At 69.5% G+C, this 23,373-nt stretch carries 26 protein-coding genes and 2 tRNA genes; 14 read left to right on the top strand and 14 right to left on the bottom strand.

Annotation, left to right across the window (positions count from 1 at the left end):
• Nucleotides 1-7 precede the first annotated feature (7 nt).
• Both KQ305_RS05120 and plsY read left to right on the top strand, forming a co-directional pair.
• A complete protein-coding gene (locus KQ305_RS05120) occupies nucleotides 8-946 on the top strand; it encodes a DUF3086 domain-containing protein (protein WP_259724350.1) in 939 nt (312 codons plus the stop codon).
• A gap of 52 nt (nucleotides 947-998) precedes the next feature.
• Nucleotides 999-1,637, top strand: a complete 639-nt coding sequence (gene plsY, locus KQ305_RS05115; RefSeq protein WP_259724349.1) for a glycerol-3-phosphate 1-O-acyltransferase PlsY — start codon at nucleotides 999-1,001, stop codon at nucleotides 1,635-1,637.
• A gap of 34 nt (nucleotides 1,638-1,671) precedes the next feature.
• On the opposite strand, the gene proC is transcribed toward plsY, so the two are convergent.
• From proC to KQ305_RS05080, 7 genes are all read right to left on the bottom strand, one after another.
• The gene (gene proC / locus KQ305_RS05110) at nucleotides 1,672-2,511 is read right to left on the bottom strand and encodes a pyrroline-5-carboxylate reductase (protein ID WP_259724348.1); all 840 of its coding nucleotides are present in this window, start codon (nucleotides 2,509-2,511) and stop codon (nucleotides 1,672-1,674) included.
• Nucleotides 2,498-3,070: a cell division protein SepF gene (locus KQ305_RS05105; RefSeq protein WP_259724347.1), complete on the bottom strand. Its 573-nt coding sequence runs from the start codon at nucleotides 3,068-3,070 to the stop codon at nucleotides 2,498-2,500. The genes proC and KQ305_RS05105 overlap by 14 nt, the downstream gene beginning before the upstream one ends.
• Before the next feature lie 74 nt (nucleotides 3,071-3,144).
• Nucleotides 3,145-3,831 (bottom strand): YggS family pyridoxal phosphate-dependent enzyme, encoded by a 687-nt coding sequence (locus KQ305_RS05100; RefSeq protein ID WP_259724346.1) that lies wholly within the window; start codon nucleotides 3,829-3,831, stop codon nucleotides 3,145-3,147.
• Nucleotides 3,831-4,097, bottom strand: a complete 267-nt coding sequence (locus KQ305_RS05095; RefSeq protein WP_259724345.1) for a PipX family protein — start codon at nucleotides 4,095-4,097, stop codon at nucleotides 3,831-3,833. Before KQ305_RS05095 ends, KQ305_RS05100 begins: the two co-directional genes overlap by 1 nt.
• Before the next feature lie 22 nt (nucleotides 4,098-4,119).
• Nucleotides 4,120-5,073 carry a CbiQ family ECF transporter T component gene (locus tag KQ305_RS05090; RefSeq protein WP_259724344.1) on the bottom strand — a complete coding sequence of 318 codons (954 nt, stop codon included), beginning with the start codon at nucleotides 5,071-5,073 and terminating at the stop codon, nucleotides 4,120-4,122.
• Nucleotides 5,074-5,099: 26 nt separating this feature from the next.
• Nucleotides 5,100-6,464, bottom strand: coding sequence for a ribosome biogenesis GTPase Der (gene der / locus KQ305_RS05085; RefSeq protein WP_259724343.1), 1,365 nt, complete (start codon nucleotides 6,462-6,464; stop codon nucleotides 5,100-5,102).
• Nucleotides 6,465-6,491: 27 nt separating this feature from the next.
• On the bottom strand, nucleotides 6,492-7,031 hold the full coding sequence (locus KQ305_RS05080; RefSeq protein ID WP_259724342.1) for a DUF1823 family protein: 540 nt from the start codon (nucleotides 7,029-7,031) through the stop codon (nucleotides 6,492-6,494).
• Between the two features lie 17 nt (nucleotides 7,032-7,048).
• On the opposite strand from KQ305_RS05080, the gene dusB reads away from it, so the two are divergent.
• Nucleotides 7,049-8,098 carry a tRNA dihydrouridine synthase DusB gene (gene dusB / locus KQ305_RS05075; protein WP_259724341.1) on the top strand — a complete coding sequence of 350 codons (1,050 nt, stop codon included), beginning with the start codon at nucleotides 7,049-7,051 and terminating at the stop codon, nucleotides 8,096-8,098.
• On the opposite strand, the gene KQ305_RS05070 is transcribed toward dusB, so the two are convergent.
• Nucleotides 8,055-8,696, bottom strand: a complete 642-nt coding sequence (locus KQ305_RS05070) for a DUF4079 domain-containing protein (RefSeq protein WP_259724340.1) — start codon at nucleotides 8,694-8,696, stop codon at nucleotides 8,055-8,057. The two genes, dusB and KQ305_RS05070, sit on opposite strands and share 44 nt — an antisense overlap.
• A gap of 43 nt (nucleotides 8,697-8,739) precedes the next feature.
• The gene (gene cobI / locus KQ305_RS05065; RefSeq protein WP_259724339.1) at nucleotides 8,740-9,450 is read right to left on the bottom strand and encodes a precorrin-2 C(20)-methyltransferase; all 711 of its coding nucleotides are present in this window, start codon (nucleotides 9,448-9,450) and stop codon (nucleotides 8,740-8,742) included.
• 100 nt (nucleotides 9,451-9,550) lie between these two features.
• Here cobI and KQ305_RS05060 point away from each other — a divergent pair, with 100 nt between their 5' ends.
• Nucleotides 9,551-10,120: an acireductone dioxygenase gene (locus KQ305_RS05060; RefSeq protein WP_259724338.1), complete on the top strand. Its 570-nt coding sequence runs from the start codon at nucleotides 9,551-9,553 to the stop codon at nucleotides 10,118-10,120.
• 9 nt (nucleotides 10,121-10,129) lie between these two features.
• On the opposite strand, the gene KQ305_RS05055 is transcribed toward KQ305_RS05060, so the two are convergent.
• Both KQ305_RS05055 and aroQ read right to left on the bottom strand, forming a co-directional pair.
• Nucleotides 10,130-10,762 carry a tRNA-(ms[2]io[6]A)-hydroxylase gene (locus tag KQ305_RS05055; protein WP_259724337.1) on the bottom strand — a complete coding sequence of 211 codons (633 nt, stop codon included), beginning with the start codon at nucleotides 10,760-10,762 and terminating at the stop codon, nucleotides 10,130-10,132.
• Nucleotides 10,759-11,196, bottom strand: coding sequence for a type II 3-dehydroquinate dehydratase (gene aroQ, locus KQ305_RS05050; protein WP_259724336.1), 438 nt, complete (start codon nucleotides 11,194-11,196; stop codon nucleotides 10,759-10,761). Before aroQ ends, KQ305_RS05055 begins: the two co-directional genes overlap by 4 nt.
• Before the next feature lie 42 nt (nucleotides 11,197-11,238).
• Here aroQ and KQ305_RS05045 point away from each other — a divergent pair.
• Both KQ305_RS05045 and KQ305_RS05040 read left to right on the top strand, forming a co-directional pair.
• Nucleotides 11,239-11,320, top strand: a tRNA-Tyr gene (locus tag KQ305_RS05045).
• Nucleotides 11,321-11,331: 11 nt separating this feature from the next.
• Nucleotides 11,332-11,403, top strand: a tRNA-Thr gene (locus KQ305_RS05040).
• Between the two features lie 45 nt (nucleotides 11,404-11,448).
• Here KQ305_RS05040 and KQ305_RS05035 read toward each other — a convergent pair.
• Complete coding sequence (locus KQ305_RS05035) at nucleotides 11,449-11,646, bottom strand: hypothetical protein (protein WP_259724335.1); 198 nt, start codon at nucleotides 11,644-11,646, stop codon at nucleotides 11,449-11,451.
• Nucleotides 11,647-11,712: 66 nt separating this feature from the next.
• On the opposite strand from KQ305_RS05035, the gene KQ305_RS05030 reads away from it, so the two are divergent.
• The 5 genes from KQ305_RS05030 (at nucleotide 11,713) to KQ305_RS05010 (ending at nucleotide 17,920) form a co-directional block, all read left to right on the top strand.
• Complete coding sequence (locus tag KQ305_RS05030; protein ID WP_399230658.1) at nucleotides 11,713-13,872, top strand: SulP family inorganic anion transporter; 2,160 nt, start codon at nucleotides 11,713-11,715, stop codon at nucleotides 13,870-13,872.
• A gap of 103 nt (nucleotides 13,873-13,975) precedes the next feature.
• A complete protein-coding gene (locus KQ305_RS05025; RefSeq protein ID WP_259724333.1) occupies nucleotides 13,976-14,701 on the top strand; it encodes a GAP family protein in 726 nt (241 codons plus the stop codon).
• A gap of 59 nt (nucleotides 14,702-14,760) precedes the next feature.
• On the top strand, nucleotides 14,761-15,327 hold the full coding sequence (locus KQ305_RS05020) for a hypothetical protein (protein WP_259724332.1): 567 nt from the start codon (nucleotides 14,761-14,763) through the stop codon (nucleotides 15,325-15,327).
• A gap of 57 nt (nucleotides 15,328-15,384) precedes the next feature.
• Nucleotides 15,385-16,797, top strand: coding sequence for an aldehyde dehydrogenase family protein (locus KQ305_RS05015; RefSeq protein ID WP_259724331.1), 1,413 nt, complete (start codon nucleotides 15,385-15,387; stop codon nucleotides 16,795-16,797).
• 85 nt (nucleotides 16,798-16,882) lie between these two features.
• On the top strand, nucleotides 16,883-17,920 hold the full coding sequence (locus tag KQ305_RS05010) for a LysM peptidoglycan-binding domain-containing protein (protein ID WP_259724330.1): 1,038 nt from the start codon (nucleotides 16,883-16,885) through the stop codon (nucleotides 17,918-17,920).
• Between the two features lie 24 nt (nucleotides 17,921-17,944).
• On the opposite strand, the gene KQ305_RS05005 is transcribed toward KQ305_RS05010, so the two are convergent.
• Nucleotides 17,945-19,441: an ATP-dependent DNA helicase RecQ gene (locus tag KQ305_RS05005; RefSeq protein WP_259724329.1), complete on the bottom strand. Its 1,497-nt coding sequence runs from the start codon at nucleotides 19,439-19,441 to the stop codon at nucleotides 17,945-17,947.
• Between the two features lie 75 nt (nucleotides 19,442-19,516).
• The gene (locus KQ305_RS05000; protein ID WP_259724328.1) at nucleotides 19,517-20,548 is read right to left on the bottom strand and encodes a hypothetical protein; all 1,032 of its coding nucleotides are present in this window, start codon (nucleotides 20,546-20,548) and stop codon (nucleotides 19,517-19,519) included.
• A 140-nt stretch (nucleotides 20,549-20,688) separates the two neighbouring features.
• Here KQ305_RS05000 and KQ305_RS04995 point away from each other — a divergent pair, with 140 nt between their 5' ends.
• From KQ305_RS04995 to mtnC, 3 genes are read left to right on the top strand one after another with little or no spacing between them, the layout of a single operon-like run.
• The gene (locus KQ305_RS04995) at nucleotides 20,689-20,898 is read left to right on the top strand and encodes a photosystem I reaction center subunit IV (RefSeq protein WP_094587464.1); all 210 of its coding nucleotides are present in this window, start codon (nucleotides 20,689-20,691) and stop codon (nucleotides 20,896-20,898) included.
• A gap of 27 nt (nucleotides 20,899-20,925) precedes the next feature.
• Nucleotides 20,926-21,774, top strand: a complete 849-nt coding sequence (locus KQ305_RS04990) for a DNA-formamidopyrimidine glycosylase (RefSeq protein ID WP_259724327.1) — start codon at nucleotides 20,926-20,928, stop codon at nucleotides 21,772-21,774.
• 45 nt (nucleotides 21,775-21,819) lie between these two features.
• On the top strand, nucleotides 21,820-23,178 hold the full coding sequence (gene mtnC, locus KQ305_RS15420; RefSeq protein WP_399230651.1) for an acireductone synthase: 1,359 nt from the start codon (nucleotides 21,820-21,822) through the stop codon (nucleotides 23,176-23,178).
• The last annotated feature ends 195 nt before the right edge of the window (nucleotides 23,179-23,373 follow it).

Below are 23,373 nucleotides of genomic sequence, written 5' to 3'. Positions count from 1 at the left end.
TCCTGCCATGAGCGACCAAGCCGAACCACCCGCCATCCATCCAGAGGAAACCGCCTCCCAGGACGCCGCCACTGGTGATGGGGGGCTGCTCGACCTGGCCCTGGCGGAGCTGCGGCAGCGCCGCACCGAACTCCTGGGGGAGATCAACCAGCTGGAGGCCCGCCGGGAGCAGATCAACCAGGAGATCGCCGGCAGCTTCGCCGGTCAGTCGGATGCCATCGCCCGGCGGCTCAAGGGTTTCCAGGAGTACCTGGTGGGGGCCCTGCAGGATCTGGCTGCCGCGGCCGAGCAGATGGAGCTGGTGGTCCAGCCGCTGGTGGTCCAGCCCTCCCCCCTCGACCAACCATCACCCGGCCTTGAAAGCGGCGACGCCGGGGAGGCCGCCGTGGCCCCCGCCGCCGCCGGCCTGTTCTGCGACGACGCGGACCTGGTCCGTGAACGGTTGGGGCAGTTCGGCGGCCAGCCCGATTTCTACGCCGATCCCTGGAAGCTGCGCCGCACCCTGGAGCCCTCGGCCGCCTCCAGGCTGGAGGACTGGTTCCTCTCCCAGGGCGGGCGGGGCGCCCAGGCCAGTGGCGGCAGCCGCAGCCGCAACGCCCTGGCGGCGGCGGCGGCGATCGCGATCCTTGGGGAGCTCTACGGCGAGCGCTTCCAGACCCTGGTTCTGGCCAGCCAGCCCGAGCGGCTGGGGGAATGGCGACGGGGACTGCAGGACTGCCTGGGGCTGAGCCGTGACGACTTCGGCCCCGCCAGCGGCATCGTGCTGTTCGAGCGACCCGACGCCCTGATCGAGCGGGCCGATCGGCTCGAGGAACGGGGCGAGCTGCCCTTCATCGTGATCGATGCGGCTGAGCAGGTGATCGAGATCCCCATCCTGCAGTTCCCCCTGTGGCTGGCCTTCGCGGCCGGTCCCGGTGAGATCGACGCCGAAGCCGATCTTTACTGACGCTCAAGATCCGCTCGACCCAGCCAGGTCCGCGCCCCCCTTTCCTTCTCCCATGGCCTTCCTTCCCGATCTGCTGCTGTTGCCAGCGGGCTATCTGCTGGGCTCGATTCCCTTCGGGTGGCTGGCGGGCCGCTGGCTCGCCGGCATCGACCTGCGCCAGGAGGGCTCAGGCTCCACCGGTGCCACCAACGTGCTGCGGGTGCTGGGCAAAGGTCCTGCGCTGGCGGTGTTCCTGCTCGACGTGCTCAAGGGCACCGCGGCCGTGCTGCTGGCCAAAGCGGTGCTCCAACCCCTCGGGGAGTTCAGCACCGCCAGCGACTGGGGGGTGGTGGCGGCGGGCCTGGCGGCCCTGGCGGGCCACATCTGGCCGGTGTGGCTGGGCTGGAAAGGCGGCAAGGCGGTGGCCACCGGCCTGGGCATGCTGCTGGGCCTGACCTGGCCCGTGGGTCTGGCCTGTTTCGGCATCTTTCTCACCACCTTGAGCCTCAGCCGGATCGTGTCGCTCTCCAGCGTGGTGGCGGCCCTGTCGCTGCCGTTGCTGATGCTGGGCTCCTTCGGCGCTTCTGGCCTGCGGCCGGCCTACCTGAGCCTGGCCCTGCTCACCACGGCGCTGGTGCTCTGGCGGCACCGCAGCAACCTGCAGCGGCTGATGGCCGGCACCGAACCGAGGCTGGGGGCCGGCCGCAGCTGAACGGGCTGGGTCGTAGGTCCGCCCTGAAGGGGGTTCAGGCCAGCTGGCGGCTGCGCTCCGTCGCGGCCAGCACCGCTTCGATCAGGGCCGAACGCAGGCCGGCCCGCTCCAGCTCCCTCAGGCCGGCGGCCGTGGTGCCGGCGGGGCTGGTCACCATGTCCTTGAGCTCGCCGGGATGCAGCTCCTGGCCCATGAGCAGGGCCGCCGTGCCCGCCATCGTGCGGTGGGCCAGGTGGCTGGCCAGGGGCCGGGGCAGGCCCGCCGCCACCGCCCCATCGGCCATGGATTCAGCCACAAGGGCCAGGAAGGCCGGACCGGAGGAGGTCAGCGCCAGGAAGGGGTCGAGTTGGGGCTCGGGCAGGTCAAGCACCTCCCCGACCTGGGCGAACAGCTGGCGGACCTCCTCGCGCCGGCCTTCGTCGACGCCCGCTCCCCAGCTCAGACCCGTGAGGCCAGCCCGGACCATGGCCGGGGTGTTGGGAACGGCCCGCACGCAGGCACGTCCCGGGAACAGGGCCTGGAGCCGCCGCAGCGGCACCCCCGCCAGCACGGAGATCAGCAGGGGCTCGCGGCCGGGTGGTGCCGACCCGACCGCCGCCTCAGAAGCCGCCAGGGCTGCCGCCGCCGCGGGGGCCACCGCTTCAATCTGCTGGGGCTTGACCGCCAGCAGCACCACCGAGGCCGACCAGGCCTGGGCAGCGTCGGTGGAGACCTGGACGCCGAGCTGCTCAGCCAGGTTGCGGGCCGAGGCCTCCGTGGCCACCGCCGCCCGAACATCGGAACGGGCCACCAGACCGCTATCCAGCAGCGGCAGAAGCAGGGCCCGGGCCATCCGGCCCAGACCTACGACCCCGACGGTGTCAGACCATGGCATCCGAACGGCCCCAGGCGGGGCTCGGGGCGGCCTCCTGCTGGTCGTCGACCGGGCCGGTGCGGCCTGAGACCACGGTGGGGGAGGCGGCATCCTCACCACCGGCGGTGGTGACCGTGACGCAGCTGGGGGCGAACAGGAAAATGCTCTCGCCCACCCGCTCCTGGTGACCATCGATGGCGAAGGTGCCGCCGGCCACGAAATCAACGGCGCGCTGGGCCTGATCCGGCTCCATCATCGTGAGATTGAGGATGACGGTCTTGCGCTCCCTCAAGGCCTGAATCGCGCGGGGCATTTCGTCGAAGCTGCGCGGCTCCATCAGACACACCTCGGCCACGGCACTGGTGATACCAGGCATGCCGATGACGTTGGTTCCGGCGAAGGGATCGTCGGTGGAGAAATCCGTGCTCAGAGCCAGGGCTCCAGGGTTTCTGGTGGCCGTGGAAGCGGCGGTGGAGCTGGTGGTTGTGTCACCGGGGTCGTAGTCGAGTTCGTCGTCGAAGTCGCCATCGAGATAGTCGTCACCGGAGACGACGGCACGCAGGCGGGAGAACAACGACACGGAGTCGACCTCGGGAAGGATGCTTGGCCTTGAATAGCGTCCCACATCCGTGCCGGCAAGATCCGAACGCCCTTTCATGGCTGGATTGGGCGACTTCCAAACAGAACACTGCCGAGGCGCACCCAGGTGCTCCCGGCCGTCACGGCCTCACGCCAATCGCCGCTCATCCCCATCGAGCAGTCGTGCAGCCCCATCCCATCGGCCAGATCGCGGCACTCCCGGAACAGCTCAAGGCGGGCCTCAGCGGTGAGACCCAACGGAGCGATGGTCATCAGTCCAAGACAACGCAGCGGCTGCAGGCGCTCCAAATCGGCCCCCAGGGCACGCACCTCGGCAGGCTCGAAACCGGTCTTGGCCGGGTCGGGGCGGAACTTCACCTGCAGCAGGATCCCCGGGGCCAACCCTTCCTCGGCGGCGATCCGCTGCAGCCGCTGGGCCAGCTCCAGGCTGTCGACCGAATGGATCGTGCCGAAGCGGCGCAGCACGGCGCGGGCCTTGTTGGCCTGCAGCCGGCCAATGAAGTGCCAGTCGAGATCGGGGAGGTCGGCCAGGGCCTCCTGCTTGGCGATGGCTTCCTGCAGCCGGCTCTCGCCGAAGCTTCGCTGGCCAAGGGCTGCGGCCCGGCGCACCAGGTCGGCCGGATGGCCCTTGGACACCGCCAGCAGCCGGGTGGTGGCAGGCAGCGCGGCCCGGAAGACCTGAAGCCTCTCCTCCAGGCTGGAGCCAATCATTTCGGCCGCCTCCGGCGACGCCTCCGCCATCAGATGAAGGTCTGGTCGAAGAGCTGGCGCCAGCGGGCCTGGGCCTCGGGCCCCTCGCGGCGGCAGCGGGCCAGGTTCTGTTCGGCGAGATGGCGGGCGTCCATCAGGGGGATCACCTCGAAATGGGCCCCCCGCTCCTGGAGCGTGACCAGGAAGAAGATGCGCTGGGCATAGAGAGTGGCGTAGAGATCGCGGCTCTCGGCCACCGGCGCTACCCGATAGAGCATCCCGAACGTGGGGTGGTTCAGATAGCGCTCCGTGCTCACGACTCCCTGCTGGCTCCGGCCATTAAAGGGCACCGACTTTCCAGCGAAGCGCCAGCAGGCCCACCAGGGCCAGCACCGCCACCAGGCTGGCGAGGGTGGGGGTGGCCGCCGGTTGATGCAGCCGGTCGGGGGGGAGCCACATCCCGCCCCGTGCCATCAGGGCCTCCGCCCCCTGCTCAGAGCGCAGTAGTACGTTGGCCAGCAGACGCTCCCCCACCGCCAGCACCAGTCCGAGACTGGCCTTCCAGCCCAACCGACGCAGACTCACCGCCCGGGTGGCGATCGAACGCAGCAGGTTCTGCAGCTCCTCCTGGACCAGGGGCAGGAAGCGCAGGGACAACAGCAGGGTGAACCCCAGGCGCTCCACGGGCCAGCCCAGCGCCTTCAGAGGACCCAACCACCAGGAGATCGACCAGACCAGCTCCTCGGGGGGGGTGGAGAGCAGCAGCAGATTGGCGCTGTGGATAACGGTGAACAGCAGGGTGGCGCCATTGATGCCGAGTTCGGCGGATCGGCGTGTCACCACCAGCGGGCCCAGCTCCAGGGGGCCTGCCATCACAGGGCCCCAGCGCACCAGCTCCCAGGACAGGCCCGCCCGCGACGGGGCCGGGGCACCGGGCGAGCCGGGGACCAGACGCAGTTCTCCAGGGGGACGCTGGAGGCTGGCTGGCGCCCCCCCTCCGGCCGGCAGCAGGGCGCTCAGCAGACCCACCAGCAGCGCCAGAGCGAGCAACAGCGGCAAGCTCTGCCGCCAGAGGCGCCAGGGCAGGCCGCAGACGGCGGTGACCAGCACCAGCAGCCCCACCAGGGCAAGACGCCAGAGCGGTCCGGCCAGGATCGGCGTCACCAGGAACGCCACCGTCCAGACCAGCTTCACCCGGGGATCGAGCCGCTTCAGCCAGCTACCGCCACCGTCGCGGCCAACCTCTCCGTCATCGACGTACTGACCGATCGGCAGTTGCCGCAACCAGTCCATTCAGGCCAGTCCCCCAACCATCGACTTCAGCCGCCCCGGCTCTGCTGGCGGGCCTGCTCCTTCTCGGCGTCGCGCTGCTGCTTACCGCGCCAGAACAGACGCACCGGCGATCCCTCAAAGCCCAGGGCCTCGCGGATCTGGCGCTCGACATAGCGGCGGTAGGTGTCGCCGAACAGCTTGGGGTCGTTGACGAACAGGGTGAAGCTGGGGGGGCGGGTCGCCACCTGGGTGCCGTAGTAAAGACGGCCCTGGCGGCCACCGCGGGTGGTGGGGGGCGAACGCCAGCGCAGGGCCTCCTGCAGCACCTCATTCACCACCGAGGTGCTCACCCGGCGACGGTGCTGCTCCACCGCCACTGCAGCGATCGCAAAGATGCTCTCCACCCGCTGGCCGGTGAGGGCGGAGGTGAACAGCATCGGCGCCCAGTCAAGGAAGTAGAGCTTGGCCCGCAGCTCCTTCTCCATGGCGCTCATGGTGTGGCTGTCCTTCTCGATGGCGTCCCACTTGTTGACGACCACCGCACAGGCGCGGCCGTCCTCTTCGATGCGGCCCGCCAGGCGCTGATCCTGCTCGGTGACGCCGTCGAGGGCATCGATCACCAGCACACAGACATCGCTGCGCTCGATCGCCTTGAAGCTACGGGTGATGCCGAAGTACTCCGGCCCGTAGTCGACACTGCGGCGCCGCCGGATGCCCGCGGTGTCGAGGAGCTTCCAGGTGAGCCCCTCCCTCTCAAGGGTGGTGTCGATGGTGTCGCGGGTGGTGCCGCGGATCGGACTGACGATGGCCCGGTTCTCGCCGCAGATGGCATTGAGCAGGCTCGACTTGCCCACGTTGGGGCGGCCGATGATCGCCAGCTGGATCGGCTCGGGCCCCTCCGTTTCGTTGGTGGCCGGCAGAAAGCTGATCACCCGGTCGAGCAGGTCGCCGGTGCCGGCACCGTGGATGGCGGAGATCGGATGGGGTTCGCCCAGGCCCAGACCCCAGAAATCGGCCGCCATCGCCAGGCCCTGGTCGGGGGATTCGCACTTGTTCACCCCCAACAGCACCGGCACCGACTGGCCCCGCAGCCACTCGGCGATGGATTCGTCGGCGGCGGTGACCCCCTGCTGGCCGTCCACGATCACCACGGCCACAGACGCCTCGGCCAGGGCCAGGTTGGCCTGCTCCCGGATCTCGGGCAGGAATTCGCTGTCGTCGTCGAACACCAGTCCGCCGGTGTCCACCACCCGGAAGATGCGGTCGCCCCAGAAGCCCTCCTGGTAGGTGCGATCCCGGGTGACGCCGGGCTGGTCGTGAACGATGGCCTCACGGCTGCCGCAGAGCCTGTTGACCAGGGTGGACTTGCCCACGTTGGGGCGGCCGATCACGGCGACGACGGGTAGCGCCAATCTGACTTATTCCTTACGACGGATGCGTTACATAGACCCTACAGAGTGACCGCCGACTCCACCCACCGGCAGATCCCCTGGGTGGCCGGCCACCGGGTCGCTGGGCGGATCCAGGAGCTCCGGCAGCGACCCCGTGTCCGGCAGCGCTTCCCCCCGCTCGGCCAGGTGGGCCAGCAGCCAGTTCACCGCCGTGGCCCGCCGGGTGCGGCGGGGGTAGAGCCCGCCAATGCGGTAGCCGGCGAAGCCCAGCTGCTGCTTGAGCAGTTGTTTGTGCCCGGGGGGAATCGAGCGGGTGAGCCGCACGCTCGCCGGCCGCTCGGCGATCAGCTGCGGCGCCAGGGGAAAGGCCTCAGCCCAGGCGGGCGGAGTGGAGGGTCCGGCCTGCCAGCCGCCATCGGCGTCGGGGCGGTAGCCCAGCCGCGACCAGATCAGCAGACAAACGAAGCGGTCGCTGGTGCGGTCATCCAGCACCGCCTCCAGCAGGGCGCGGCTGAGGGGGAAAGGTCCCTGGGCGCCATCGGGCTCCAAGGTGGGGGCGGCATCGTGCTCCAAGGCGGCAGCTGGCATCCGAGAGTGACCCCAGCATGCCCAGTTCCACCGGCTACCTCTGCCCCACCGGCCCCCTCCGCCTGGACGGCAATGGCACCGACAGGCTGCTCACCTGCCGGGTGCTGCAATCGCCCCTGGCGGGGGTGAGCGACGGCATCTTCCGCGCCCTGGTGCGCCGCTGGGCCCCCGAGGCGCTCCTGTTCACGGAGATGGTCAACGCCACGGCCCTGGAGCTGGGCCACGGCGGCGCCAAGATGGCCGCCCTCGACCAGGACCCCGGCCCCGTCGGGGTGCAGCTGTTCGACCACCGGCCCAAGGCCATGGCCGAGGCGGCCCGCCGGGCCGAGGCCGCCGGAGCCTGGCTGATCGACATCAACATGGGTTGTCCGGTGCGCAAGATCGCCCGCAAGGGGGGCGGCAGCGGCCTGCTGCGCCAGCCCGATCTGGCCCTGCGGATCGTCGCGGCGGTGGCCGCGGCGGTGCGGGTGCCGGTGACGGTGAAGACCCGGCTGGGCTGGTGCGGGGCCAGTGCCGATCCGGTGGGCTTCGCGCTGGCCCTCCAGAACGCCGGCGCCCGCGCCCTGACCCTGCACGGCCGCACCCGGGAGCAGGGCTTTTCGGGGCGGGCCGACTGGGGCGCTATCGGCCAGGTGAAGGCGGCCCTGCGGATTCCGCTGATCGCCAACGGCGACATCACCAGCCCGGAGGAGGCCCTGCGCTGCCTGGCCATCACCGGCGCCGACGGGGTGATGGTGGGACGGGGAAGCCTGGGCCACCCCTGGCTGGTGGGCCGCATTGCCGCGGCCCTCGCCGGCCGGCCCCTGCCCCCCGAGCCGGACAGCCGCGCCCGGATCGCCCTGGCCAGGGAACATCTGGAGGCGCTGGTGGCTGCCCGAGGCGATCAGGGGCTGCTGATCGCCCGCAAGCACCTCGGCTGGACCTGCCAGGGCTTCGCCGGCGCGGCCCAGCTGCGCCGGGAGCTGATGGTCGCCCCCAGCCTGGAGAGCGCCCTGGGGCTGCTGCACCGGGCGGAGCTGGAAATCATTGTCCCAGGGCCATGCCCAGCAGGTCCCGGCTGCCGCTGATGGCCTGCACCGCCAGCAGCAGGGCGGTCAGGAAGGCGGCGCTGACGTGCAGCCGCCGCATCCGGGGGGAACGCAGGGTCTCGGGGGCGGCCGCCATGGCGAACAGCAGCAGACCGCAGAGCAGCACCCCACTCCAGTAATGGGACCCCCACACCGAGCCGTCGAAGGGACTGCGACCCAGATGCCACAGGGCGGGCTGGCTTCCCAGGGTCAGCAGCCCCAGCCAGCAGATCAGGGCGAATCCAGCCCGCAGTCCGGCACCCTTGGCCCGCCACAGGGCCAGGCAGCTCACCAGGCACCCCACCCCGGCCAGCAGCAGTGCCGCACCCGAACTGCCACTGCCGGCGGCGCCCCCCGTGGCGTAGGTGGCCGCCATGGCGATCAGCACGGCCACCACCACCCCCGAGGTCACCCAGCGGCCGTGGTCGGTGTGCTCCACCCCCACCGTCGGCGGCAGGGGGTTGATGTCGAGGCGCCGTTCCCGCGCCAGGATCCCCAGCCGGATGGTGGCCCCCACCACCGGATAGACGAACAGGATGATCACCACCGGGTGCAGCAGGGCGAACCAGTCGGTGGCGGTCATCCCGCTGGCTGTCATGCCAAAGGTGGGCATCGGCAAGGGCGGGGCAAAACGCGAACGGTCATGGAAGCACCGACGGCCACCCCTGCCGGACCAGCAGCAGGGAGAAGTAGGGGACCTCGGTGGCGGGCACCTCGGCGGCCGGACAGAGCTGCTGGTCGGGCCAGCCCACCCGCTGGGCAAACAATGCGTCCGCCAGCAGCCCCCGCTCGGCCAGCAGGGGACGCACCCAGGGCCAGCGCCCCCCCAGCTTGAGCAGGGCCAGCACCCATCCCCCGGCCGCCGCCTGGTCCAGCAGCTCCTCCAGCTCCTGGGGCTGCTCCGGGGTGGGCCGGATCAGCAGACCCTCCTGCTGCAGCGCCAGGGGCCAGGCCCCGGCGGCGGCGGCCGCGGCCACGGCACTGATGCCCGGGATCAGGCGCACCGGCAATGCGGGATGGCGCTGCCGCAGGGCCAGCAACACGTAGCTGCTGCTGGCGAACAGCGACACGTCGCCTTCGCAGAGCAGCACCACCGCCCGCCCGCCGGCCACCTCGGCGGCCAGCCGGTCGGCGGCGTCATGCCAGGCCTGCCGGCGGGGCTCGGCCGCCGCCACCATCGGAAACACCAGGGGCAGTCGCCGCTGTGCCGGAGCGATCCAGGGTTCGGCGACGCTGGCCGCCATGCCCACGGCCCCCTCGCGGGCGACCGGGTAGGCCACGGTGTGGGCGGATTCGATGGCGCGCACCGCGGCGACGGTGAGCAGGTTCGGATCACCGGGACCCACCCCCACCAGGGTGAGGCCGGCGCTGGCTGCAGGGTCGGCGATGGGGCTGAGGTCCGCGTCGGGCCTTTCTAGGCTGCAGCTTCCCTGAACGCCCCGGAGCGCTCCGATGACCCACCTGGTGATCCGCTCCGCCACAGGCGGCGGCCACGAGGCTCCGCTTGTGCACAGCAGTGACGGCGAGCGGATCGCCAGCGAACTGGCGGCCCGGGGCGTGCGCTTCGAGCGCTGGGCCACACCGGTGGCCCTGGCGGCGGACGCCGACCAGGCGGCGATCCTGGCCGCCTACGCCGCAGAGATCGCCCGGGTCCAGGCCGACGGGGGCTACCGGACGGTGGATGCCATCCGGCTCGGCCCCGACCACCCGGACCGGGAGGCCCTGCGGGCGAAATTCCTCTCCGAGCACACCCACGCCGAAGACGAGGTGCGCTTCTTCGTCGAGGGCCGCGGACTCTTCTGCCTTCACATCGAAGGCGAGGTGCTCCAGGTGGTGTGCGAGCAGGGCGACTGGATCGGCGTGCCCGCCGGCACCCCCCACTGGTTCGACACCGGCGAGCGCCCCAGCTTCTGCGCCCTGCGCTTCTTCGACAACAGCGACGGCTGGGTGGCCACCTTCACCGGCGATCCGATCGCGACGCGCTTCCCGCTGCTGGAGCAGGTGCTCGCCGCCGCGGCCTGAGGGCCCGCCTCAGCTGTGCATCCGCGGCTGGGGATGGAGGGTGGCCAGGATCACCGCCTCCTGCTGGGCCAGGGCCGCGAGGCGTTCGGCCACCACCGGCCTGGGCCAGCGCCGTTCGCACAGCACCCAGTAGAGGCCGAAATGGCGGGCCTCACTGGCCAACAGGTCGGCGTAGAGCTCCCGCAGCTCCGGGTCGGGGCTGTGGGCGGCCAGCAGGGCCATGCGCTCGTGGCTGCGGGCTTCAATCAGGCCCGCCACCAGGAAGCTGTCGAGCATCCGATCCGGCTCCGTCCGCCGCACCAGGGCCGCCAGGGTGGCGCCGTAGGGCGGTGCGGCCAGGGCCCGCAGGCCCAGGCCCCGCCGCTCCAGCAGGGCTTGCACCCGCTCGAAGTGTTCCAGCTCCTCCCGGGCCAGGGGGCTGAGCACCGCGGCCAGCTCCCCGTCGGAGGGGTAGCGGAACATCAGCTGCAAGGCCGCGCCGGCCGCCTTGCGCTCGCAGTGGGCATGGTCGATCAGGAGCATCTCGGGGTGGACCAGGGCCTGCTCCAGCCAGGCGGCGCTGCTGGGGGCGGCCAGCCATTTCACCCGGGCCGCCGCCGCCACCGGAGCCTCGGCCGCCACGGGCAGGGCGCCGCCGCTCATCCCGCCGCCCCCAGATGGGCTACCAGGCCCTCGAGGGCGAGGCGGTAGCTGGTGGGGCCGAAGCCGCAGATGACCCCCAGGGCCCGATCGGCCAGCAGCGAGCGATGGCGGAAGCGCTCGCGGGCGTGGGTGTTGCTCAGGTGCACCTCCACGAACGGCACGGCCACGGCCAGCAGGGCATCGCGAATCGCCACCGAGGTGTGGGTGTAGGCGGCGGCATTGATCAGGATCCCGTCGCAGGTGCCGGCCTGCTGGATGCGGTCGACCAGGGTCCCCTCATGGTTGCTCTGGAAGCAGGTCAGCTCCACCCCCAGCTCCCCAGCCCGCTGCTCCAGGGCCGCATCGATGGCCGCCAGGGTGCTGCTGCCATAGAGGCCGGGCTCCCGCTGGCCGAGCAGGTTGAGGTTGGGGCCGTGGAGCACGAGCAGGCGCATGGGGGGTGGAAGGTCGGCTGGTAAGTTCTGAAGGTGTGGTTCGGGTCGGTGCCCGAGTGGTTAATGGGGGCGGACTGTAAATCCGCTGGCTCTGCCTACGTTGGTTCAAATCCAACCCGGCCCACCTTTCCACATGCCCTTGTAGCTCAGTGGTAGAGCACTCCCTTGGTAAGGGAGAGGTCACGAGTTCAAATCTCGTCAAGGGCTTCCCGATCCAGTCCGTGCTTGCGGCACCCACGACCCGGCCCTGGCTCAGAGGCAGTGGTGCGGGTAGAGATCCTGGGCGCCGGAACTGCGGCTGAAGAGGGTGGCCAGGGTGTTGACGAGCACCAGATTGCGGGGCTGGGCGAGGGGACTGCCGGACAGGGCGCTTGGACCGATCCGAAAGCTGGGGCATGGGCGCCCATCGGAGCCCTGGGCCGCGTGAACCGCCAGGTAACCTCCCTTCACTTCCGGGGTCGTTGAATACGCATGCCGCCCCGAGCGCATCGGACCGCTGCGTCGCTCTCCGCTGGATTGACCGTCGGGATCCTGACGATCCTGACCCAGGCCTCCTTCGCCACGTTGCTCTACACCGGTCCCCTGGAGCCCTCCAGGGGCCTGGGCTTCCTGATGACCCTGGCCGGCGCCGTGGTGATCGGCCTCGTCCTCACCCTGGCGGGATCGTTTCCGGGAACCGTGGGGCGGCCCCATGAACTCCCGATCGTGATCCTGGCGCTGCTGAGCACCCGCCTGGTCGGGCAGCTGCCGACCGCCCATCCCCAGGCCGATCCCTTCGCCACCGTTCTGGTGATGATCGCCGGCACCACATTCCTGTTCGGCCTGCTGTCGCTGTTGATGGGCATGGGCCGGGCCGGAAATCTGTTCCGCTTTCTGCCCTATCCCGTCCTGGGGGGCTTCGTGGCTGGCAGTGGCCTGCTGCTCGCCAAGGGCGGCCTCAGCGTGATGCTCTCCAGCGGGGGAGGGGGCTCCGATCTGCCTCTGCTGCTGCAGGCCTCCTCCCTGCACCTCTGGCTGCCGGGTGTGACCTTCGGCCTGGCGATGTTTCTGGCCACACGGATCTGGCGCTCCTGGCTGACGATCCCGGCCTTCCTTGTGATCGGTCTGGTGCTGTTCCATAGCGTGCTGGCCCTGTCAGGCATCGAACTCGCCCAAGCGCGGCAAGCTGGCCTGCTCCCCGCCCAGGCCCTGGCCCTGTCCCCCCAGGAACTGGCGGCCGGCTGGCCCGATCTTCACCGCGTCGGCTGGGGCAGCCTGGGCCGGATGATTCCCGACATGTTGTCGGTGGCCTTCATCGCCAGCCTGGGCACCCTGATGAATGCCAGTGCCATCGAGGCGACGATCGGCAGGGAACTCGACTTCAACCGCGATCTCAAGGCCGTCGGCCTGGCGAACCTGCTGGCCGCCTGCGTGGGCAGTCCGGCGGGATTCCACTCCCTGAGCGCCACCTCCCTGCCCCAGCACATGGGGGTGCGGGGCCGATCCACAGGGTTGATCTCCTCCATGCTCTGCCTGCTGGCCCTGCTGGGCGGCCAGGGACTGGTGAATCAGATTCCCTATGCCATCACCGGGGGACTGTTGCTGTTCCTGGGGCTTTCCTTACTTGGGAACTGGCTGGTCGACCAAAGGGTCTTTCTCTCGGGCATGGAATACTCCATCCTGCTGGCCATCCTGCTGGTGATGCTGGCGGCCGGATGGATGACGGCGATCATCTTCGGGCTGATTCTGGCGGTGGCCTTGTTCACCTTCGACTACAGCCGCATCTCCGCCATCCGGTTGATCCTGACGGGGCGCACCAGACGCAGCAACGTCGATCGTGACGATGCCAAAACCAAAGTGCTGGAGCGCTATGGCGATTCGATCCTGATCCTCTGTCTCCAGGGGCATCTGTTTTTCGGCACTGCCCATGGTCTGCTGCGGACCATCGGCCGCCACCTCGAATCCCGGGACCATACGAATCCCCACTGGGTCCTGATCGACATGAAGCGGGGCAGCGGCATCGATGCCTCAGCCATCAACACCTTCAGCCGCATCAAGCAACTCTGCGATTCCTACAGTGTGGAACTCATTCTGACGGCACCCAGTCAGCAGATCCTCCACTCCCTGAAAAAGGCGAAGGTACTTGAGGAAGGCAGAGAAGGGATCGACTGGTTTCAGGATCTCGACCATGGCCTTGAGTATTGCGAGAATGAATTACTCGCCTTCCACGCCCATACGCTGCCGCAGGAGCACCATGGAATCGATTTGCTTCTTGAAGCCTTCAACCCGGCCGAAGAAGCAGCCCGCGAACGGCTTCTCGGTTACCTGAGGCACCAGGAATGGCCGCCGGGATCCATCATCATCGAGCAGGGATCTCCGCCCGTTGGCCTGCATTTCATCCTCTCAGGACGTGTGAGCGTGGAACGACGAAACCGACCGGAAGATCCTGCCATCCGCCTCCGCACCATGGATCCAGGAACCTGCGTCGGCGAGATCAGTTTTTATCTGCGCCGGGAAACAACGGCTTCCGTGATCGCCCAGACCGTCGTCTGCTCACTCTCCCTGGCTATCGCCGACCTTGCCGAGCTGGAAGATAAAGATCCCGCCGCAGCGATCCTGCTGCACAAGATCGTCTCGCGGCGACTGGGTGAGCGATTGATCCTCACCAACGAGCTGGCCTTCAACCTGTCCAATTAAAGGCAAACGCGAAGCACGAACCGTTTGCGTTGCGACGCCCCAGCTCACGGCGGCCCGGTCATGTCGTGGAGAATGGCCGACTCCCGAATCGCTGGACGCCTCCTTGCTGCCTCTTGCCCTCAGCGTCCCTGCGCTCCTGTCCCCTTCGCTGATCACCAAGTCCTCCCTGTTCGGGATCGGCATCGCCTTCAGCCCCCTGCACATCGCCGTGGTCACGCTGCTGTTGCTGGGCCGATCCCCCCTGCAACGGGCGATGGCCTACGTGGCGGGCTGGGCGGCAGCCAATGCCCTGGCCATCGTGGTGCTGATGGTGCTGGGAGAAGCCTTCTCCATCAGCCTCAGCCATGGAGAGCGCGAACAGGTCGTGATCGACCTGCTTGGTGCCGGGGCTCTCGTGGGCCTGGGGCTCTACCAGCTCACACCCCAGGCGAACATCGGTGAGGAGGGCATGGCCCTGCGGCTGATGAACCAGCTGCCCGATTTCAGCACCCTCACGCTCGTGTTGATCGGCGCCACCAGCGCCCTGCTCACCCCGGAGAATCTGGTCTTCTATCTCAAGGAGGCCGGCCTGTTGCTCCTCAACGACCCCGGCCTCACAGCCGACGCGGAGGTGACGGGACTGTTCACCCTGATGGCCAGCTCCCTACTGCTGCTGCCTCCCCTGGCCTGGCTTGTGAGCGGTGGGGCTATCCGCGAACCGATCACCCGTCTTGAGGAATGGCTGCAGCACAAGGCCGAGTGGCTCGTCGGTGTGCTGGCCCTGGTGCTCGGGGCCTACCTGCTGGTGGAGGGGCTGCACGGACTGAACCTGCTGACACTGGCCGGGTGAGCTCTGGCTGGCCGTTAGCGTCTTATACCACCTCTTCCTCTATCCCGTTGCTTCCCGCCGTGCGCCGGACCTGCCTGGCGATCGGCATCGGCCTGGCCCTGGTCTCCTGCGCAGCCCCCCTTCGGGCCACGACGGTCTGCGTGCTGACCCCCAGGCTTGCGCCCAACACCAGGGGCGAGGCGGTGGCGGCCGTGCCCTTCGGTTCACCCACGATTCTGAGTACCGAAAGCCTGGAGGAGGTCAGGATCGAACGGGAGGGTGAACTGCTGTGGCAGCGGCGGGCCCTGCCCGGGCAACCCCTCGAGGGACCGATCCCCTGGCTCCTGGCCCCCATCCGCCCGGGTCAGCGGCTGGTGCTGATGCTGAGGCCCCAGGGCGTTCAGGACGACGACTACGCCGTGATCGTCCTGGAGGGGGATCCTGCGGATCGAATGGAACGGGCCCAGAAAGACCTGGAGAAGCTGGGGAGCGATCCCAAGGCCTGGTGGGAAGCGATTCAGCAGGCGTTCGATCGAGGTGACATCAGCCTGGGTCTGGCTCTGCTCTATGCCTTTGAGGGGCCAGGCTCGCCCCGGATCGATCACCTCAGGCGGGCGGTATTCGCGGCCGGTTGCGGCACCAACTGAGCGGCCATGGACCAGGGGTGGAGGAGTTTGCCAGCCTGGGTGGAAAGGGCCCAAGCCATGACCACCCCGGCCGCTCCCACCAGCCCCTCGCTCCTGCCCCTGCCGGTGGCGACCATGCGGGAGCTGGTGGATGGGGGCACCACCCGCCCCCTGGCCTGGCGACTGGAGCAACTCCAGCGCCTCGATCGACTGCTGGAGACGGGGGCCCAGCGGATGGGGGAGGCCCTCGCCAGCGACCTGGGTCGACCGGAGGTGGAGGCCAGTTTTGAGCTGGCGGCCCTGCGCCAGGAGCTACGCCACACCCGGCGCCACCTGGCCGGCTGGATGCGTCCCCGCCGCCGCCCACTGCCGCTGTGGGCCTGGCCAGGCCAGGGGGCGGTGCGGGTCGAGCCCCTGGGCTGCGTTCTGATCATCGGCGCCTGGAACTACCCCTTCGATCTCTGCCTCCACCCCCTGGTGCATGCCCTGGCCGCCGGCAACACGGCCGTGCTCAAACCCTCCGAGCAGAGCCCGGCCTCGGCGGCCCTGCTGGCCGAGCTGCTGGCCGGCCAGTTTCCGCCCGAGGTGGTCCAGGTGGTCTGCGGCGACGGGGCCGTGGCCAGTCGATTGCTGGAGGAGGAACGCTTCGACCACATCCTCTATACCGGCGGCGAGCGGGTGGGGCGGCTGGTGCTGGCGGCGGCCGCCCGCCACCTCACCCCCGTCACCCTGGAGCTGGGGGGCAGGAACCCGGTGATCGTGCTGGAGGACGCAGATCCGGCCATCACGGCCCGACGACTGCTGTGGGGGCGCTGCCTCAACGCCGGCCAGACCTGCCTGGCCCCCAACCACGTGCTGGTGCTGCCAGGAGTACGGGACGCCCTGGTGGCGGCGTTCGCCGAGCAGGCGCTCGCGCTCTATGGCCAGGATGCCCTGGCCAGCCCTGACCTGGGGCAGCTCGTCGGCCCCGGCCGCTTCGAGCGCCTTGAGGGGCTTCTGGCCCAGGCCCGACAACGGGGCCAGGTGCTGGTGGGCGGCCGCTCTCATGGGGCCCTACGGAAGATCGAACCCACCCTGGTGGCGATCGACGATCCCCTCACCGACCCGCTGATGCAGGAGGAGCTGTTCGCCCCGATCCTGCCGCTGCTGACGGTGGGCGACCTTGAGGAGGCCCTGGCCTTGGTGCGCCGAAGCCCCAAGCCCCTGACCCTCTACCTCTTCGGCGGCAGTGCGGTCGAGCGGGAGCGGCTCCTGGCGGGCACCAGCTCCGGCAGCGTCGTGGTCAACGACGTGGTGGTCCAGGGGGGCATGGCCAGCGTGCCCTTCGGCGGCATCGGCTGCAGCGGCATGGGGGCTTACCACGGGGAGACCGGCTTCCTGACCTACTCCCACCAGCGCGGCGTGATCAACCGGCCGCTGTGGCCCGATCCACCGGTCCGCTTTCCCCCCTATGCCGGCAAGCTCGGCCTGATCCGGCGCCTGATGGGCTGAAGACCAGCGCCCAGCAATCGCCAGGGGGGGGGCTGGGCGGGCCGGGAGTTGGACCTTAACGTGCGCGTAGCTATCCCTAGTGCCCATGCGCCGCCCCCTCTTCGCCTTGGCTCTAGCCATGGTGTTGCCGCTGCCGGCTCTGGCGGCCCAGGTGACCGTCAAGCCCGGCGAGACCCTCTCCGACATCGCCGCCCGCCACAGGGTGAGCGTGTCCACCCTGATGAAGGTGAACGGGATCAGCGATCCCGATCTGGTCGAAGCGGGCCGGACCCTGACCTTGCCGGGCGGCGGCGCTCGCCCCCGGGCGGCCGGCGGCAACCTCACGGTGGCCCAGGGCGAAACCCTCTCCGAAATCGCCGACCGCCATGGCATCACCGTCAGCCGCCTGATGCAGCTCAACGGCCTCAACAAGGCCGACCACATCGAAGCCGGCCAGAAGCTGGTGGTGCCGTCCGCTTCGCGCAGCGCCAGCCCGGCCTCCGGCTTCAACCGCAAGGCCTCCGAGCATGTGGTCCGCAGCGGCGAAAGCCTGTCGCAGATCGCCGATGCCTACGGCGTGCCCATGAAGCAGCTGATCGCCATCAACCGCATCAGCGATCCCAACCTGGTGGAGTCCGGCACCCGCCTGCGCCTGAAGCCCGCCGCCGCCCCCAGCGTGAAGCCGGCCGCCAAGCCTGTCGCTGCCGCCAGACCAGCGGCCACCCCCACCCCAAGGCCCGCCGCCAAGCCTGCACCGACGGCCGCCACACCGGCGGCCCGGCCCGCTCCGGCCAGCCAGCCAGCCCCCGCCGTCGCCCGGGCCACCCCCGCACCGACCGCTAAGCCCAAGCCAGTCGTGGTGGCGGCTGCGCCCCGTCCGGCCACCACGGCCACCCCCGGCAAGCCCGACTGGCGCAACTACGGCCCCCTGCAGGTGGACTGGGCCAACTGGCAACCCATGGGCGGCAGCATGGTGGCGCCCACCCTCAACTCCCAGGGTGAGTCGCTCTATCTGGCGGTCAACTGCAGTGCCCGCAAGCTCAATGCCACCAGCCAGGCCGGCCAGTGGAAGAGCTGGGATGATCCCCAGGCCGACTTTGAGCAGCAACTTGTTGCCGACCTCTGCAAGTCCCGGGGCAGTTGAACTGGGGGGTACCTGGATCCTCCCTCAGGCCGACCAGCGCAGGGGCCAGGGGTCCATCAGGTAACGGCGACCTACGGGACGCAAATACAGCCGCTGGGCGCCATCGTCGCTCTCGCTGATCAGCTCCTCCTGCACCAGCCGGCGGGCCAACCAGGCCCAGCACGGTTCCTCGCTGCCGTGGGCACCGGCCAGGTCCTCGGCCAGGCTGCGCAGGTCGCGGCCGCTGCGATCCTCCAGCGCTGAGAGCAGCACAGCCGCCTGATGGGCCCAGTCGTTGGAACGGGGCGCTGAAAGGCAGTTGTCGCAACGGCCGCAGGGGGGAGAGAGCTCCCCCACCGCCAGCAGCAGGGCCTGTTCCCGGCACCCCTCGCCTTCGGCCACCGCTTCGATGCGCCGCAGCTGCTGCTGGGCCAACTCGAGCCTGTGGCGTTCCAGCAGCCGCTGATCCGGCGGCAGCTGCTGGCCGGCGGAGCGCATCGCCCAGCCCAGGCTGGTGCGGTCGGCGGGATCGAAGAGCACCAGGCAACGGGCGGGCTGCCCATCGCGGCCGGCCCGCCCCGATTCCTGCAGATAGCCCTCGGCACTGGCGGGCAGGTCGAGGTGCAGCACCAGGCCCACATCCGGCCGGTCGACCCCCATGCCGAAGGCGACGGTGGCCACCAGCACCGGCGAGGGATGCTCCTGGAAATGGCGCAGGGCCAGCTGGCGGCTCTCGGGATCCATGCCGGCGTGGTAGGCGATCGCTTCCACCCCGGTCGCCGTCAGGCGCGCCGCCCACTGCTCCACCGATCGACGGGTGCGGGCGTAGATGAGCACGGCCCCGCGGGCCTGGCCGATCGCCGCCACCACCTCGGCCAGGGGATCCGATGGCCGCCGCCGCATGGTGTAAGCGAGGTTGGCGCGGCGGGCCGATCGCACCTGCACCAGGGGCCGCCGCAGCTGCAGCAGGCGGATGATGTCGGCCCGCACCTGGGGCGCGGCGGTGGCACTCAGGGCCACCAGCGGCACGCCGGGGCAGAGCGCCCGCAGCTGACCCAGGCGCCGGTAGTCGGGGCGGAAATCATGGCCCCAGGCGCTGATGCAATGGGCCTCATCCACCGCCAGGGCCACCAGGCGGCCGGATTCGAGGGCCTCTTCGAGCAACTGGCGGGTGGCCTCTGCCTGGGCTCGCTCGGGCGCCAGGTAGAGCAGCCGCAGCCGGTTGGTCGCCAGGCGCTGCTGCAGCTGGCGCCGCTCCCCCTGCTCCAGACCCCGGTGCAGGCAGGCCGCCGGAATGCCCCGGGCCTGGAGCTGGCTCACCTGGTCCTGCATCAGGGCCACCAGGGGAGAGATCACCACCACCAGGCCATCCCGCACCAGGGCGGGGAGCTGGAAGCAGAGCGACTTGCCCGCTCCGGTGGGCAGCACCGCCAGGCAGTCGCGGCCGGCCAGCAACGCCTCCACCACCGGCCGCTGCCCGGGCCGGAAGCTCTCCCAGCCGAAATGGCGCTGCAGGCTCTCGCCGAGGGGATCAGACCCCAAGCTCACTCCAGCGCTGGTACCGCCAGACCCTAGCTCCCACCAGATGTGGTGGCTGCCGCCCCAGGGCAGCGGCCGTCACGGCAGTGGGGGCGGCTCCAGCTGGTCGGGGGATTCCTCCACCAATTGCAGACGCACGCGCTTGCCACCGGCCAGTTCCCCCAGGGAGACCCGCACCGTGGTGCCGCTGAGGCTCTGCAGCACCGTGAGCAGCTCCCGCAGGTGGGGGGTGCTGCTGCCGCTCTCCACCCAGAGACGCTCCTGCAGCCCCCCCAGCCGGCGCCAGCTGGTGTGCAGCTTGAGCACGGCGCTTTCGAGGGCCTGGGCCTGGCCCACAGCATCGGCCAGGAGGCCCAGGGCATCGAGTCGCTGGGCCTCCTGCAGCGCCTTCTCAAGATCAAGATTTCCTTGCTGGAAGGCGCGCACCGCCAACCCCGCCTCGGCCGCCTTGCTGAGCCAGCGGGCGGTGAGGGTCACGTCCTTGACCCGCTCCAGCTCCGGTTCCTCCCGCAGGACACGGCGCAGATCGTTCTGCTGCTCCTCGGGCAGCTTGGCCAGTTCCCGCACCAGGGGCGCCACGGCCCGGGGGGGCAGGAGGTTGTCGGCGGTGCGTTGGCGGATCTCCTCCGGCAGCAGGGGGCTGGTGGCGGCGGTGAACTCGTCGGTGAGCCGTCGCACCTGCTTGCGGGTGATCTGCTGGCCCTCGTTGGCCGCCTCACTGATCATCTGCTGGACCTCCGGATCGGCCTGGGCCGTTTCCAGAAAGGCCCGTTTGGAGAAGTTGTTGACGCTGCTCTCCGCCAGCAGGCCCTCGCCAACCAGGCCATCGGCCGACTCCGCCAGCTGGATCAGGGTGTAGGCACGGGTCTTGCTGATCTCCCGCTCCCGCAGCCACTGCAGGAAGCCGGTGCCGCGCCCTTCGCCGCCACGCCGTTCCCGGTCACGCACCGAGCGCAGGATGCGGCCGCGCCAGATTTCAGTTTGCAGATCGAAGCGGTCGCAGACGGCCCAGGCCTCTTCGAGCCGGGCCAGGAACTCCATCGTGCTGAGGCTGTCGCTCTCCGGATCGGGCAGATCCAGGCTCAACAGGGGGGCCTCGGGTAGGGCCATGGACGGGACCATCGGCGGGGCCGGCGCTGCGTGCGGGGATGCTGCCACGGGGCCGGCAACGAACCGTGACATCGCCTGGGCTCAGGCCCCTGATCACCGGTAGTGTCGCTGCGCAGACCACCCGATCTTCCAGCCCAGCGATGGCCATCTCCCGCGGCGACAAAGTACGGATCAAGCGTCCGGAGTCCTACTGGTATAACGAAGTGGGAACCGTGGCATCGGTTGACACTTCCGGCATCCGCTATCCGGTCGTGGTTCGCTTCGAGAAAGTGAACTACAACGGCTACAGCGGCTCCGACGGCGGCATCAACACCAACAACTTCGCCGAAAGCGAGCTCGTCAAGGCCTGAGCTTCCTGCCAGCCCTACCATCCGGGCATGCCCGAGTTGCCGGAGGTCGAAACCGTTCGCCGGGGCCTTGAGCATCAGACCCGCGGTTTCCTGATCGACCGCGTTGAGGTTCTCCGGGCCCGTGCCATTGCCAGCCCCGAAGACCCTGCAGACTTCTGCAACGCGCTTCGGGGCCTTCGTGTGGGCCAGTGGCACCGGCGCGGTAAGTACCTCCTGGCCGATCTCGAAACACGAGGCGGCAGCGCAGCAGGCCGCTGGGGCGTGCACCTGCGCATGACCGGACAGTTCCTCTGGCTGGCCGAGGCGCGCCCCCTCTGCCCCCACACCAGGGTGCGGATCTGGAACGGGGCCGGCGAGGAGTTGCGTTTCGTGGACACCCGCAGTTTCGGCCAGATGTGGTGGGTTCCTCCCGGGGTCGCCGATGAGGCCGTGATCACCGGCCTGCGGCGTCTGGGCCCGGAACCCTTTGGAGCGGACTTCACGGGCGCCTACCTGAGGGAACGGCTGAAGGGATCGCGGCGGCCGATCAAGAACGCCCTGCTCGACCAATCGCTGGTAGCAGGGGTGGGCAACATCTACGCGGATGAATCCCTGTTCACGGCTGGGATCCGGCCCCAGACCCCCAGCGGGAGCCTCGGGCGCAGCCATCTGGAGCGGCTGCGTTCAGCCCTGGTGGACGTCCTCGAAACCAGCATCGGCGCCGGTGGCACCACCTTCAGCGATTTCCGTGACCTGCAGGGCACCAACGGCAACTACGGCGGCCAGGCCTGGGTGTACCGACGCGGCGGATCACTCTGCCGCCGTTGCGGCTCGGTGATCCAGCGCGAGAAGCTGGGGGGGCGCAGCAGTCACTGGTGTCCCAGCTGCCAGAACTGACGGCCGGCACCCAGACCCCACCGATCCCCTTGTTTCCCAGCCCGCGTGACCAGCGCCCTTGCCGACCAGCTCAGCCGCACCATGGCGGCCCTCCACGCCCGCGGCTGGTGTGATGGCACCGGAGGCAACTTCAGTGTCGTGATGACGCACGACCCTCTGACCCTGCTGATGGCCCCCAGCGGCGTCGACAAGGGATCCGTCGCCCCAGAGGACCTGATCGAGGTGGACGCCGAAGGGAACGTGGTGGCCGGCGAGGGCCGGGCCAGCGCCGAAACCCTGCTGCATCTGGAGATCGTGGCCCGCACCGGGGCCGGCGCCGTGCTCCACACCCATTCCCAGGCTGCCACCCTGCTCTCCGACTGGTGTCTGGGGGAGGAACAACGATCGGGGTCCCTGCTGCTGCAGGGCCTGGAAATGCTCAAGGGGCTGGAAGGCATCGGCAGCCACCGCAGCCGGGTGAAGCTGCCGGTGCTGGCCAACGACCAGGATCTGGCCAGGCTTAGCGCCGCCGCCGGCCCCCTGCTCGTAAGCGCTCCCCAGGGACTGCTGATCGGCGGGCATGGCCTTTACGCCTGGGGGAGCGATCTGGCCCAAGCCCGGCGGCACCTGGAAATTCTGGAGTGGCTGCTGGAGCAGCGCTGGCGGCGCCTGCTGCTGGAGGGCTTGGGCCAGCTCAAGCCCCAGCCCGAAAGCACCAAGGCCGTCCTGCTCGACATTGAAGGCACCACCTGTCCGGTGCCCTTCGTGAGCGAGGTGCTCTTCCCCTATGCCCGGGAGCGCCTGGATGGCTTTCTGCGCGGCGAAGGCCACAAGCCCGAACTCGCTCCACTCCTCCAAGCCATTGATGGGGCCATGGAAGCGGCGAACGTCGCGAACGCCGAAGATCCCTCCCGAAGGGCGCCAACCCATGACGATCGGGTGCTGTTTCTTCAATCGTTGATCGATCAGGATCGCAAACTTCCCGCCCTGAAGGAACTGCAGGGTCTGATCTGGGACCGGGGCTATGCCAGCGGCTCCCTGCAGTGCCCGTTGTTTGACGATGTGGCCCCGATGTTGCGGCACTGGCGAGACGCAGGACTGCTGCTGGCCGTCTATTCCTCGGGATCGGTGAAAGCGCAGAAACTGCTCTACGGCCACAGCACAGATGGCGATCTCAGGGGGCTATTCAGCCGCTGGTTCGATACCACCACTGGCCCCAAGAACCAGGCCTCCAGCTATGAGGCCATCGCCAAGGAGCTAGGCATGGCGCCGGGGGCCGTTCTTTTTGTGAGCGATGCCAGGAGCGAACTGGAAGCGGCACAAGCCGCAGGAATGGGCACGCGCTTCAGTGTGAGGCCGGAGAATCCCGCGGTGGATCCCGGTCCGTTTGAGGCGATCACGAGTTTGGGGCAGATCGAAGTCTGAGTTCCATCGCTGCGGCCCAGCGGCGAAACAACAACCGGCCGCTTCCCCATTCGCCAGCGCCGTCAAAAAGCAGCCAACAGAAAAGCCACCCTACTCGGGTGGCTTCTCTCAGATCCACTTGGTGGAACTGTTGGCTCACAGGGTGCCTTACGGCTGCCTTGGAGCGGATGTTTTACCTGGCATCGAGCTATTTTC

This window comes from Synechococcus sp. CS-1332 (genome assembly GCF_025127995.1).
In the GTDB taxonomy this organism is placed as follows: Bacteria; Cyanobacteriota; Cyanobacteriia; order PCC-6307; family Cyanobiaceae; genus Cyanobium.
This window is presented reverse-complemented; position numbering and strand designations above follow the sequence as displayed.